Origin of the sequence: Streptomyces sp. NPDC052109 (assembly GCF_040680195.1) — a bacterium.
Lineage (GTDB): Bacteria > Actinomycetota > Actinomycetes > Streptomycetales > Streptomycetaceae > Streptomyces.
In genome coordinates, this window is sequence record NZ_JBFAWF010000003.1 from 391,843 (window position 1) to 403,827 (window position 11,985).

The 11,985-nt window shown below is 72.6% G+C and carries 10 protein-coding genes; 6 read left to right on the top strand and 4 right to left on the bottom strand.

Annotated elements, in window-relative coordinates; all coding sequences use genetic code 11:
• Positions 1-145: 145 nt before the first annotated feature.
• From AB0L59_RS10440 to AB0L59_RS10450, 3 genes are all read left to right on the top strand, one after another.
• A complete protein-coding gene (locus AB0L59_RS10440; RefSeq protein WP_365581463.1) occupies positions 146-589 on the top strand; it encodes a hypothetical protein in 444 nt (147 codons plus the stop codon).
• Between the two features lie 69 nt (positions 590-658).
• Complete coding sequence (pip, locus tag AB0L59_RS10445; RefSeq protein ID WP_365581464.1) at positions 659-1,681, top strand: prolyl aminopeptidase; 1,023 nt, start codon at positions 659-661, stop codon at positions 1,679-1,681.
• A gap of 60 nt (positions 1,682-1,741) precedes the next feature.
• Positions 1,742-2,377 carry a DinB family protein gene (locus tag AB0L59_RS10450; RefSeq protein ID WP_365581466.1) on the top strand — a complete coding sequence of 212 codons (636 nt, stop codon included), beginning with the start codon at positions 1,742-1,744 and terminating at the stop codon, positions 2,375-2,377.
• A 14-nt stretch (positions 2,378-2,391) separates the two neighbouring features.
• On the opposite strand, the gene AB0L59_RS10455 is transcribed toward AB0L59_RS10450, so the two are convergent.
• A complete protein-coding gene (locus tag AB0L59_RS10455; RefSeq protein ID WP_365581468.1) occupies positions 2,392-2,757 on the bottom strand; it encodes a hypothetical protein in 366 nt (121 codons plus the stop codon).
• Positions 2,758-3,070: 313 nt separating this feature from the next.
• On the opposite strand from AB0L59_RS10455, the gene AB0L59_RS10460 reads away from it, so the two are divergent.
• A complete protein-coding gene (locus AB0L59_RS10460) occupies positions 3,071-3,637 on the top strand; it encodes a dihydrofolate reductase family protein (RefSeq protein WP_365581469.1) in 567 nt (188 codons plus the stop codon).
• 77 nt (positions 3,638-3,714) lie between these two features.
• On the opposite strand, the gene AB0L59_RS10465 is transcribed toward AB0L59_RS10460, so the two are convergent.
• Entirely contained in the window at positions 3,715-4,506 is a 792-nt protein-coding gene (locus AB0L59_RS10465; RefSeq protein WP_365581470.1) for an SDR family NAD(P)-dependent oxidoreductase, read from the bottom strand.
• Positions 4,507-4,589: 83 nt separating this feature from the next.
• On the opposite strand from AB0L59_RS10465, the gene AB0L59_RS10470 reads away from it, so the two are divergent.
• Positions 4,590-5,201, top strand: coding sequence for a TetR family transcriptional regulator (locus AB0L59_RS10470; RefSeq protein ID WP_365581471.1), 612 nt, complete (start codon positions 4,590-4,592; stop codon positions 5,199-5,201).
• Here the strand turns inward: AB0L59_RS10470 and AB0L59_RS10475 are convergent.
• Both AB0L59_RS10475 and AB0L59_RS10480 read right to left on the bottom strand, forming a co-directional pair.
• Positions 5,178-7,106, bottom strand: coding sequence for a cellulase family glycosylhydrolase (locus AB0L59_RS10475; protein WP_365581472.1), 1,929 nt, complete (start codon positions 7,104-7,106; stop codon positions 5,178-5,180). The genes AB0L59_RS10470 and AB0L59_RS10475 overlap by 24 nt on opposite strands.
• Before the next feature lie 112 nt (positions 7,107-7,218).
• Positions 7,219-9,285: a SpoIIE family protein phosphatase gene (locus tag AB0L59_RS10480; protein WP_365581473.1), complete on the bottom strand. Its 2,067-nt coding sequence runs from the start codon at positions 9,283-9,285 to the stop codon at positions 7,219-7,221.
• 180 nt (positions 9,286-9,465) lie between these two features.
• On the opposite strand from AB0L59_RS10480, the gene AB0L59_RS10485 reads away from it, so the two are divergent.
• On the top strand, positions 9,466-11,925 hold the full coding sequence (locus tag AB0L59_RS10485) for a SpoIIE family protein phosphatase (protein ID WP_365581475.1): 2,460 nt from the start codon (positions 9,466-9,468) through the stop codon (positions 11,923-11,925).
• The last annotated feature ends 60 nt before the right edge of the window (positions 11,926-11,985 follow it).

Sequence of the window (11,985 nt, forward strand, 5' to 3'; positions counted from 1 at the left end):
TTCGGTACCGGCAGCATCCTGTTCAGTGCCGTGCAGCTGCGGTGGGTGCCCCTGGAGCAGAGCCGGCCGGTGATGCCGCTGATCCTGGTGTTCGTCGTACCCCTGGAACTGCTGGCCGGGGTGCTCGCCTTCCTGGCCCGCGACGGTGGCGCGGCCTGCGGCCTGCGGCCTGTCCGTGCTGGGCTGTGCGTGGGCGGGCAACGCGCTGGTGACCCGGTCCGGGCCGCCGGGGCAGCCCGGCGCCGGGGTGGCGGTGTTCCTGCTGAGCGTCGCCCCGCTGATGCTCCTGCTGAGCGTCGCCGCGATCCCCGGCACGCCGCTGTTCTCCGTGTTGCTGCTGGTCGGAGCCTGCCGCTTCGTCCTGACCGGCGCCTACGAGGCGGGCGGCGCGGCGCTCCTGCGCACCGCCGCCGGCTGGACCGGGGTGGCCCTGGCCGCCTTCGCCCTCTACGGCGGCTTCGCGCTCCTGCTGGAGGACTCCGCCCAGCACACCGTCCTCCCGCTGGGTCGCCGGGGCCGTGCCCGTACGTCCCTGCAGGGCGATCTCGGCCACCAGCGGGAGCGGGCCGAGCGGGAGGCCGGCGTATGACGGCAGCTGTGAGCGCGCCTCTCGCGGATCGGCTGTGGGGGGCGTTCCGCCCGGCGCTACGGTGACCTGATGCCCCTCTATCCGGAGATCGAACCGTACGCACACGGCATGCTCGACGTCGGCGACGGCAACCAGGTCTACTGGGAGACCTGCGGCAACCCCGACGGCAAGCCCGCCGTCGTCCTGCACGGCGGACCGGGTTCCGGGTGCACCCCGTACGCCCGGCGGCTGTTCGACCCGGCCGCGTACCGGATCGTCCTGCTCGACCAGCGTGGCTGCGGCCGGTCCACGCCGCACGCGAGCCGTCACGACACCGACATGAGCGTCAACACCACGGCCCATGTCATGGCCGACCTGGAACTGCTGCGCCGGTATCTGGGCATCGAACGGTGGCTGCTGTGGGGCGTGTCCTGGGGGTCGGTGCTCGCGCTGCGCTACGCGCAGACCCGTCCGGGCGCCGTCTCCGAGCTGGTGCTCACGGGCGTCGCCACCGGGTCTGACGCCGAGGTCCAGCTGCTGACCCGGGGTCTCGGCCGGATCTTCCCGGATGCCTTCGAGGCGTTCCGGTCCCAGGTGCCCGCCGACGAGCGCGACGGCAATCTCGCCGCCGCCTACAGTCGGCTGCTCGAGTCGTCCGACCCCGAGGTGCGGGAACGGGCCGCGCGGGCCTGGACCGACTGGGAGACCGCCACGATTCCCGCGCCCCCGCGTTCCGTCGCCCGCTACGAGGATCCCGCCTTCCGCATGGGCTTCGCCCGCACCGTCACCCATTACTGGGGCAACGGCCATTTCCTCGGCGCGGGCAACGCCGAGGGCGTGATCCTGCGCGACGCCCACCTCCTCAGGGGCGTCCCCGGCACCCTCGTCCAGGGCAGCCTCGACTTCGGCAACCTCCTCGGCGTCGTCTGGCGGCTGCGAAGCGCGTGGCCCGACTGCGAGTTGATGATCGTGGACGACACCGGGCACACCACCGGGACGCCCGGTATGGAGGAGGCGTTGGTCGCGGCGACCGACCGGTACGCGGCCCGCACCCGGCCGTCGACGGCACGCGGAAAAGGAGGCGCGAACCCGGCGCCGGATGTGCCAGGCTGACCGGCCGGCACGAAGTCCACGCCGGCCGGATCGGCCGGTGCGTCCACCCGGGAGTGTTCGATGACAACCCCACCGCCCCGACTGCTCCCGCTGCTGGACCAGTTCGACTTCGCGTGCGAACGCCTGCTCGACCGTCTGGCCGGGCCCGTCATGGACAGTGGCGATGGCGGGGACACCAAGGTCGAGCCGCTGACCGACGACGAGTACTTCTGGGAACCGGCCCCCGGCTGCTGGTCGGTCAGGCGACGCGTGGACGGACCGGGACCGCGGGCGATCCTCCTCGCCGGCGGCGGCCCGTGGGGGCGGGACGCCGCGCCGTACCCGCACCCCTGGCCACCGCCTTTGACCACCCTCGCATGGCGGCTGAGCCACCTCACCGAGATGCTGTCCCTGCGCGCCGACCACACCGCCGGCAGCCGCTCGGCGACGCGGGAGAACCATCCCGTCGCCGGGAACGCCGCCGATGCGATCGCAGCCCTCGAGACCGGCGCCGCCGACTGGCGGCAGGCACTGCTGAGCGCCGACGACGCGGCGCTGGACACGGTGGGGTACTGCACCTACCCCTACGGCGGCGACGCGGAGGAACCCTTCCTCGACATCGTCTGGTGGGTCAACCAGGAAGTGCTGCACCACGGAGCCGAGATCGCCCTGCTCCGCGACCTCTTCCGGGCTCACCGGCAGAACCCGGCGAACTGACGGCCGCGGCCGGCTCACTCCCCGGCCAGCGCCGCTCGTACGACCGCGGCGGCCGCCGTGCCCGCGGCGCGTACCGGTTCGGTGCTGCGCGCTGCACGGCCCAGCATGAAGGCCCCCTCCAGCAGGGCGATGACCGAGCTCGCCGTCTCCCGGGCGGCGGGCCCGGGGATGCCGCCCTCGGCGTAGTAGGCGGCGAGGCGGTCGATCCAGTCGGCGAACACCTCCGAAGTCGCCCTCCGCAGGGCGTCGTTGGTGCCGGCGACCTCCATCGCCACCGTCGCGACGGGACACGGGTCGGCGAAGTCCAGTTCGGCGAGGGTGCCCGCCGCGGCCGCGAAGGCGTCGGCGGTGGCCGCCACCCCGTCCTCGTACGGCGTCATGAGCGCGGTGATGAGCTCCAGGTAGACGGCGCCCTAGGTGCGGATCACCTCCTCGCCCAACTGGGCCTTGTCACCGGGGAAGAAGTGGTAGATGGAGCCGAAGGGCGCACCCGCCGCCTCGACTTCGGTCCTTCATGAAGCGAGAGCGGATGCACTGGTGAGCAAGGTGAGCCGGCCACACGGGAACAGGGCCGACAAGCGACCACCGGCAGGGGCAGCGCATCCGGCGGCGTGTCGAAGTGCGCGTGGCTCGTTCGACGCTTGGCTGGAGGCTCGATCCGCCTCGCAGGAACGGACCGACGAAGGAGAGGCCATGAGGATCCGCGCCCGCGTCAGCATGAGCGCCGACGGCTATGTGACCACCCCGACCGGGTGGCCGGCGATGACCGCCGACCCCGCGTTCGTGTCCGGCGAGAGCCACGGCATCCGGGAGTTCCTCGACGGGTGCGAGGCGGCGCTGATGGGCCGGACCACCTTCGAGCCCGCGCTGACCAACAATCGCTGGCCGTGGCCGCGTCTGGAGGTGTTCGTGCTCGGCTCCCACCGCCCGGCCGGCACCCCCGACAACGTCGTCACCGACAGCGATCCGGAGCGCCTTCTGGAGCGGATCCGCGCGGCCAACCGGGGCGGTGACGTCCACCTCGTCGGCGGTCCGCGCACGATCCAGACCTTCCACGCCCTCGGCGCCCTCGACACCCTGGAACTGGTCATCGTGCCGCTGCTGTTCGGCGGGGGGACGCGGCTGACGCCCGCGCTCGATCCGTCCGTCGGGCTCACCTTCCAGCGCGAGCGCGCGCTGCCGGGCGGAGCCGTGGAGATCGTCTACTCCTGCGAGGGCAGCCGGTCCCCGCTGCCGGGCGTCCCCGCCAGTCAGCGCTGAGCACCGGGCGCGGGGCGTGCCGGGCCCCGCCGGCCCGGGCCTGACCTGCCCCGGCGGAGCACACCGGAAGCGGTGCCTCAGCGGCTGGAGCGCTGCGCGGCGACGATCGCGTTCATGGTCGGCTCCGCCCCCGCGAGCCGCTGCACCCGCTCGGCGAATCCCGGGAACTGCGACGCGACCTTGGTGAGGAACCGAAGCTCGGGCGGGGCCACGTTGACCTCGGCGACATCGCGCTCGATCGCGCGCGTCACGCCCCGGCACACCTGCTGCGGCGAGACGGTGCGGACGCGGCCGGGCGTCGAGGAGCCCGTCTTGGCGAACATGCCCAGCTCGCGCACGAAACCCGGCTGGACGATCGAGACGCCGACACCCGTGCCGTGCAGGTCCTGGCGGAAGGCCAGCGAGAAGCCGCGCAGCCCGAACTTCGTCGCGGTGTACAGGGACGACGACTTGGTGGCCGCCATGCCGGACAGCGAGCCGACGAAGCAGATGTGGCCGCGTCCGGCGGCCACCATGCCGGGAGCGAGCAGCCGGGCGAGCATCGCGGGGGCGCGCAGGTTCACCGCGAGGGCCCGGTCGATCTGCTCCGGCGTGTAGTCGAGCACGTCGCCGCTGGAGGGCAGGGCCGCGTTGGCGATCAGGATGTCCGTGCCGGCCGCCTCCTCGGCCAGACGCCGCACGTCGTCGGGGTCGGCCAGATCGGCCGCGATCGTCCGGGCGCCGTAGCGCTCGGCGAGCGGTGCGAGCGCCCCGACCCGCCGGCCGGTGAGAACGAGGCGGGCGCCACGAGCGGACAGCTCCGCGGCGAGCGCGCCGCCGAGGCCGCCGGTGACGCCGGTGAGCAGAACGGTTGACCCGGCAATGTGCACGACTACCCTCCAGTCCTGTTCGTTCGAACGAACGATAGAGAGCCCGGAAGGCCCTGTCCACCGGTGATGGAAGAATGCACGCCATGCCGCACGCCACCCCCTCCGCCCCGATGCGCCAGCGCATCATCACCGCCGTCCTGCGGATCATCGGCGAGGACGGTGTCGCGGCGGTCACCAACCGTCGGATCGCCAAGGAAGCGGGCGTCTCTCTCGGTTCGGTCACCTACCACTTCGAGACCCAGCACGAGCTGCTGCGGGAAAGTCTGCTCCAGTTCGTGCGCGAGGAGGCACGGTACTTCACCGAACTGGCCGAGCAGTGTCGGACGGAGGGGCTGGGCGTCGAGGACGCGGCGAGTCTGGCGGGCCAGGTCGCCTGCGGCTCGGCGCTGGACAGTGCCCATCTCGCCCCCTTCGAGCTGTATCTCCACGCCGGGCGCGACGAGCGGCTGCGGGAGGCGGCCGCCGAGGCCTTCGGGGCCTACGACCTGCTCGCCGCCCGGATCCTCACCGCGCTCGGCATCCCGGACGCGGAACGCCTCGCCGCCACGACGGTCGCCCTCGTGATGGGCCTGCAGCTGCGGCGGCTGGCCACGGGCAGCCCGGCCGACGACCTGGTCGACGCCCTCCTGCTGCTGATGCGGGGGGCCGCCGACCGGTCGGTCACGACTGATTCAGGAAATCCGACGGCACAGTAGGGCGGCGGGCCCCGGGCGGCTGCCCACCCGCGTGGTGAAGGCGATGCCGGCGGCGTACTCGCCGTCGGCGCACTGGCCCTTGTAGTCGCCGTACGCGAAGTCGCCACCGGCGGCGTCGGCGGGGCGGTTGTCGGACCGGTCGAACCACACCGTGCGGCCGGCTCCCGCCAGCGGGTTCCGGGCCGGTACGCACAGGGCCGCCGACACCCGCTCGCCACGGGCGCTGTAACCGATGAGGAAACTGCCCTCGGGGCACTGCAGTTTGGTGTACCCGGACGCCCAGTCGCCGTCGGCCGGGACGTAGCGTTCGTCCGTGACGGCCGTCTGGTCGCCGCCGGCCGCGCGCAGGTCGCCCGGGCCGCTGCCGGTGCTGTCGGTGCACAGCCCCCGGCCGCTGGTGTGGCCGAGGCCGGCGAGCCGCAGTCCGTCGGGACAGGTGGCCTTGTACGCGCCGGGGTCCCAGTCGCCCGCCGCCCGGACGCGCAGCGACTCCACCGCGTCGCCGTGGTCGATGGAGAGCATCCGCCAGGCGGGGACGGCCGCCACCGGACCGGTCCGGCTCGGCGCGGTCATGAGGTGCTGCCAGGCCGCGCCGCGCCAGTCGTCCCCGTCGAGGATGCCGGAGCGGTGCCCCGACTCGTCGTACCGCAGCAGCGCCCAGTCGTCGTGGCCCGCGAAACCGACCAGCGGCCAGAAGGCGAAGTCGGTGTCGTGGTCGGCGAAGTAGTCGGTGGTGTCGCCGAACCAGGTGCGTGCCGCCGGGTTCGACTCGTCGGAACCGATGCCGAACTCGCTGACCCAGACGGGTGCGGTGTAGTGCCGGCCCGACTCCTCGACGAAGAACGCCTCGTCCTGGAGTGCGGCGTACAGGTCGTCGCGGCTCAGGTCCTGGTAGCGCGGGTCGTGCGTCTCGCCGATGCCGGTCGCGCCGCTGTGGTGGGGGCCGGTGTAGCCGTAGAAGTGCGCGGAGTAGACCAGTTTGTGGGCGTCCACGAGGGTGTGGGAGAGAGTGCGGGCGGGGGTCAGCACGGGCCGGCCGTGGGGGAGACCGTCCGCGGGGACGCCGGTCCAGTTGATGCCCTCGATCACGATGAGCAGGCGCGGGTCGGCCTCCGTGAGGATGCGGTCCGCGGCGAGCCGGGCCGCCGCGTACCAGTCGTGGTCGTCGCCCATGCCCCAGTTGGGGTCGTCCAGCACATCGCGCCGCACCTCGTTGTACAGGTCCGCTCCGACGACACCGGGGACACCGGCGTAGCGGCGGGCCATGAAGACCCAGTCGTCGGCCCACGACTGCGTCGACTGCGAACTGTTCCAGCGCTCGTTGCCGTCGATGCCGCAGCACCAGCGCGAGGTGTTGGTGTGGTTGTTGAGGATCACCGCGAACCCGCTGCCGCTGAGCGCCTCCACCACGGCGTCATAGATCTCCAGCGGTGTCCTGCCCCGTAGTTGGGGGTTGGCGGCGACAGCGCTGTCGGGGACCGGGGTCGTACGGTGGATCATCTCGTTCGAGAACGGCAGCCGGATGGTGTTGATACCCAACTGGTGGAAATCGGCCAGCAGTTGGCCGAGCGGCACCCGGTCGAGGCCGAGCGGGATGCCGTGCGAGTCCTGGCCGGCGTGATGGTTGGCGGGGTCGTCGGCGCTGCCACTGCCCGTCCAGGAGCCCTGTGCGCCGTCCCAGTTGGCGCCCTCCAGCCGGAACCGGTTGCCCCGGCTGTCGACGATGTAGCGGCCCTGGGTCGACAGGGGAGGGGACCAGCCTGCGGCGGACGTGGCATCAAACTCCTGTGGAACCGGCACGGTTGGGGTCTGTGCGGTGGCCGACGTCGCGGTGGACGTGGTGGCGGCGAGCAGGAAGCCCGCGACAGCGACGGCCAGGCGCAGCGCGGCAGGGGCGATCGGCATCTGGGGAGCCCTTGACGTGAGGGGATGGGGGGTGTGGGGCGACCAGGGTGACGACGTCGGTCTGGTGGGCGGAGTGTCCACCACGCGACACGGTTCAGGGAAGAGGTGAGGCTCAGAGGGCGCGGGCGACGAGCAGAGCCACGTCGTCGTGGTCGTCGGAGTCGCGCAGTCCGTACAACAAGGCGTCGCAGATCTCCTCCAGCGGCCTGTGCGGCTCGTCCAGGAGGTCCAGCAGGGCGTTCAGCCGGTCGTCGATGGCGTGCTGACGGGTCTCCACCAGGCCGTCCGTGTACAGGATCAGCAGATCATCGGGGCGCAGCTCGACCGTCGAGGTCTCGAACCGGACGCCGCCGACGCCGAGCGGTGCGGCCGTCGGCAGGTCCAGAAGCCTCGGCGCTTCGCCGGGCCGGACGAGCGCGGGCGGCATGTGTCCTGCGTTGGCGATGGTGCACTGCCCGGTCGCGGGCTCGTACACCGCGTACAGGCAGGTGACGATGTAGTGCTCCAGATCGCAGGTGATCTTGTCCAGATGCTGGAGCACCGCTCCGGGCTCGAGGTCGAGATCGGCGTAGGCACAGGTGGCGGTGCGCAGCCGCCCCATGGTGGCGGCCGCGTCGATGCCGTTGCCCATGACGTCACCGACCACCAGGGCGGTCTTCTCGTCGGCCAGCGTGACGACGTCGTACCAGTCCCCGCCGACTTCGCTGGTGGCCTGCGCGGGCTGGTAGCGGGAGGCCAGCTCCAGACCGGTGTGGTGCGGGGAGTGGTCGGGCAGCAGACTGCGCTGCAGGGTGAGCGCGGTGTTGCGGACGCTCTGGAACCAGCGGGCGTTGTCGATGGCCACGGCGGCGCGGCCGGCGAGTTCGGTCGCGAGAATCACGTCGTCCTCGTCGAACGGCGCCGGACTGCGGGTCCGCTTGAGGTCGAGGACGCCGAGCACCTCGCCGTGGGCGATCAGCGGCACGGCCAGATAGGAGTGGACACCGGCCTCCTCGAGCAGGGCACCGGCCGAGGCGTCCCGCGCGATGCGCGGCAGATCGTGCGGCCCGACGTGCCGTACCAGAACCGGCCGCCCGGTGTGGACGCACAGCGTGACCAGGCGGTCACCCTCATAGGCGGCGACGTCGCCGGGAGCGTCGGCGGCGCGCAGCGCGACCGTGGGGTGAGCCGCCTTCAGGGCGAGGGCCCGGAAGAGCTCGGGGCCGTTGTCCGGTCTGCGCAGACGGCGGCACGACAGGGCGGAGTCGAGGACGTCCACGGCGACCACGTCGGCCAGCGCCGGCGCGGCGATCTCGGCCAGTTCACGGGCGGTCTGCTCCACGTCCAGCGCGGTGCCGACCCGCGCGGAGGCGTCCGCGATGAGCGCCAGGCGACGCCGCGCCCGGTCGGCCTCCGCCGCCGCGCGGTGCCGCTCGGTGACGTCGACGACCGAGACGGCCGCGCCCAGGACCCGCCCGCCGGGATCCTCCAGACGGTAGAAGGACAGCGACCAGGCGTGCTCGTGGCCGGGATCGGACGGGGGACGGCCGACGTGGTACTGGTCGAGCAGGGGCGTGCCGGTGGTGAGCACCTGACGCAGCGCGGACTCGACGGTGGCGACGTCCGGGAAGGGCAGGGTCTCCCTCAGCCGGCGGCCGATGTGCTCCTCGGCCCGCATCCCGTCGATCCGCTCCAGCGCCGGGTTGACCAGGAGATACCGGAGGTCGGGGTCGAGGAGGGCCAGTCCGATCGGGGACTGGTTGATCAGCTGCTCGCACAGGGCCAGGTCGGTCTCGACACGCTGGAGCAGGGTGTGGTCGGCCGCGATGCCCAGGGCGTAGACGTCCCCGAGGTCGTCCAGCAGCCGCATGGTCCGGAACTCCGTCAGCCGGCTGCTGCCGTCCTTGTGCCGTACCGGGAACGCGCCGGCCCAGCCCCGGCCCGTCTCCAGCACCTCCGCGAACAGACTCGCCACGGACTGCAGGTGCTCCGGGCGGACGAGCAGGCGCGCCGCGGGCTCGCCGAGGGCCTCCTCCGCCGAGTAGCCGAAGAGGTCCTCGGCCTGAGGGGTCCAGAAGACGATGCGGCCATGGGTGTCCAGGACCACCGCGGCCACGCTCAGCACGTCCAGCAGCCCGGTCGGCCCGGGTGGCTCGTTCGCCTGTTCCTCGTGGCCGGCCTCGAAGGATTCCACTGCCATGCCGGTTCACCTCCACGGGAGGGGTGGGCATCCGCGGGCGCCGGCGGCGCGTCCTTCCATGGTCCCTCCGGCCCGGGCACCACCCGACCGCACGCCGCGTCCGGGCGGCATTCCTTCCTATCTCCGTATCCATGCACAACAGCGGGCAAACAGGCTCATAGTGGTGTATGGGTGGAACTGATGAAATCTGCGCCAGAGGGCTTCGCAGCAGCCGCGCCCCGGGAGCCGCGTGATCTCTTCGATGCGTCCGGCGACGCGGCTGCGGTGATATCGGAACACGGCACCGTGCTCGGCTGGACCCGCAGTGCCGAGGAACTCCTCGGCTACGGGGCGGCGGAGCTCGTCGGCACGCGGGTCGCGCGCCTGCTGACCACGCCCGAGGATCCCGTCCGGCTCGCCGGAGTCGTGCAGCGGTGCCGGGCCGGAAACGGCTGGAGCGGAGAGATCGCCGTACGGCACCGCGACGGCCGCAGCCTCGACCTCGAGCTGCGGGTCTCGGCCTCGTTCCGCATGGGCGACACCGAGTGCTTCCTGCTGTCGGCCCGTGCACAGCGGCAGCGGTGGACCGTGGGACAGTCGGTGCTGGACGGCTTCCTGACCCGCGCACCGCTCGGCATGGCCGTCATGGACACCGAGCTGCGGTACGTCTGGCTGAACGACACCCTGGAACGGTTCGGCGGGGTCCCGCGGTCCGCGCGGCTCGGGCGGCGGCTGAGCGAGCTGCTTCCGGGGGTGCAGGCGGAGGCCCTGGAGGGCCTGATGCGCAAGGTGCTCGCGACGGGCATGCCGGTGACCGACCACGAGTACATGGGCTGGAGCTGGGCCGACCCCCACCGCCGGCACGCCTACTCGGCCTCGTTCTTCCCCCTGGTGGACGCCGGGGACGCGATCACCGGCGTCTGCTACATGGTCCAGGACGTCACCGAGCGCTGGAACGCCCGCCAGCTGCTGACCATGGTCAACGAGGCCGGCACCAGCATCGGCAGGTCGCTCGACGTGATGGAGACCGCTCAGGAGCTCGCCGACTTCGCCGTGCCCCGCTTCGCCGACTTCGTCATCGTCGACCTGCTCGAACCCGTGCTCAGCACCGAGGGTCACGGAGCGTGGCTCACCGACGCGGGACCCGCGTCCATCCGGCCGGTGATGCGCCGGGCGGCGCTGCGCTCGGTGCGCGACGGCTCTCCGGAGGCCGTCGTCCGGATCGGCGAGCGGGTGGACTTCCTCCCGCCGCCCCACAGCGCGCATCTGATCATCGAGGGAGAGCCGCTGCTCATCCCGGTCCTCGACCCCTCCGACAGGCTCTGGGCCACCCGGGAGCCCGAGCGCGCGGAACGCATCCGCGCGTACGGGCTGCACTCGCTCATCGCCGTGCCGATGCGGGCGCGCAACACCGCGCTCGGCCTCACCACGTTCGCCCGGTCGCTCAACCCCGTCTCCTTCGGCCCCGACGACGTCCTGCTGGCCCGGGAACTCGTGGCCCGCGCGGCCGTGTGCGTCGACAACGCCCGCCGCTACACCAGGGAGCACACGGCGGCCGTCACCCTGCAGCGCAGCCTGCTGCCTCCCGCCCTGACGGGCGGCACCGCGCTGGAGGTGGCCTCCTCCTATCTGCCGGCGGACCCCTCGGGCGGCGTCGGCGGCGACTGGTTCGACGTGATCCCGCTGTCCGGCGCACGCGTGGGCCTCGTCGTCGGCGACGTGGTGGGCCACGGCATCACCGCCGCGGCGGGCATGGGCCGGCTGCGGACCGCGGTGCAGACCCTCGCGGCCATGGAGATGCCGCCCGACGAGCTGCTGGCCCACCTCGACGACCTGGTGCTCCGGCTGAGCGACGAGGAGGCCGCCGCCGGCACGGCCTCGCGCAGCACCTTCATCGGCGCGACCTGCCTCTACGCCGTGTACGACCCGGTCACCAGGCGGTGCGCGATGGCCCGGGCCGGACACCCGCCGCCCGTCGTCGTGGCACCGGACGGACACGCCTACTTCCCCGAGATCCCCGCCGGACCCCCGCTCGGGCTGGGCGGCATGGCCTTCGAGGCGACCGAGCTCGACCTGGCCGAGAACAGTCTCTTCGGCCTCTACACCAACGGTCTCATCGCAGGGTGCGACCACGACGTGGAGCGCGGCATGTCGCGGCTCGGGGAGGTCCTCGGCCGCACCGGCGAGGACCTGGAGGCGCTGTGCGCGTCCGCCGTGCGGCAACTCCTGCCCGTGCCGCAGCGCGACGACATCGCCCTGCTCCTGGCCCGTACCCGCGCCCTCGGAGCCGACCGGGTCGCCTCCTGGGACGTACCCACCGACCCGGCCGCCGTCGGCGCCCTGCGTACACGGGCCACCCGGCAGGTCGTGGAGTGGGGCCTCGGCGAGGAACTGGCCATGACCACGGAGCTCGTCGTCAGCGAACTCGTCACCAACGCCATTCGCTACGCCACCCCGCCCATCCGGCTACGGCTCCTCCGCGACACCCGCCTCACCTGCGAGGTCTCCGACGCCAGCAGCACGGCCCCCCGGCTCAGGCACGCCAGGAGCACGGACGAAGGCGGCCGCGGGCTCTTCCTGGTGGCCCAGTTCGCGCATCGCTGGGGCGCCCGGTACAGCGGCGAGGGGAAGATCATCTGGGCCGAACAGGAGATCCCCTGAGCCTGGATTTGCCCTGGAGTGAACTCCAGCGTCCAGACTGGCCCTGACGGGATCCGTACC

Coding starts and splice junctions, on each gene's coding strand:
- pip (WP_365581464.1), top strand. CDS start 659: ATGCCCCTCTATCCGGAGATCGAACCGTACGCACACGGCATGCTCGAC.
- AB0L59_RS10450 (WP_365581466.1), top strand. CDS start 1,742: ATGACAACCCCACCGCCCCGACTGCTCCCGCTGCTGGACCAGTTCGAC.
- AB0L59_RS10455 (WP_365581468.1), bottom strand. CDS start 2,757: ATGACGCCGTACGAGGACGGGGTGGCGGCCACCGCCGACGCCTTCGCG.
- AB0L59_RS10460 (WP_365581469.1), top strand. CDS start 3,071: ATGAGGATCCGCGCCCGCGTCAGCATGAGCGCCGACGGCTATGTGACC.
- AB0L59_RS10470 (WP_365581471.1), top strand. CDS start 4,590: ATGCCGCACGCCACCCCCTCCGCCCCGATGCGCCAGCGCATCATCACC.
- AB0L59_RS10475 (WP_365581472.1), bottom strand. CDS start 7,106: ATGCCGATCGCCCCTGCCGCGCTGCGCCTGGCCGTCGCTGTCGCGGGC.
- AB0L59_RS10480 (WP_365581473.1), bottom strand. CDS start 9,285: ATGGCAGTGGAATCCTTCGAGGCCGGCCACGAGGAACAGGCGAACGAG.
- AB0L59_RS10485 (WP_365581475.1), top strand. CDS start 9,466: ATGAAATCTGCGCCAGAGGGCTTCGCAGCAGCCGCGCCCCGGGAGCCG.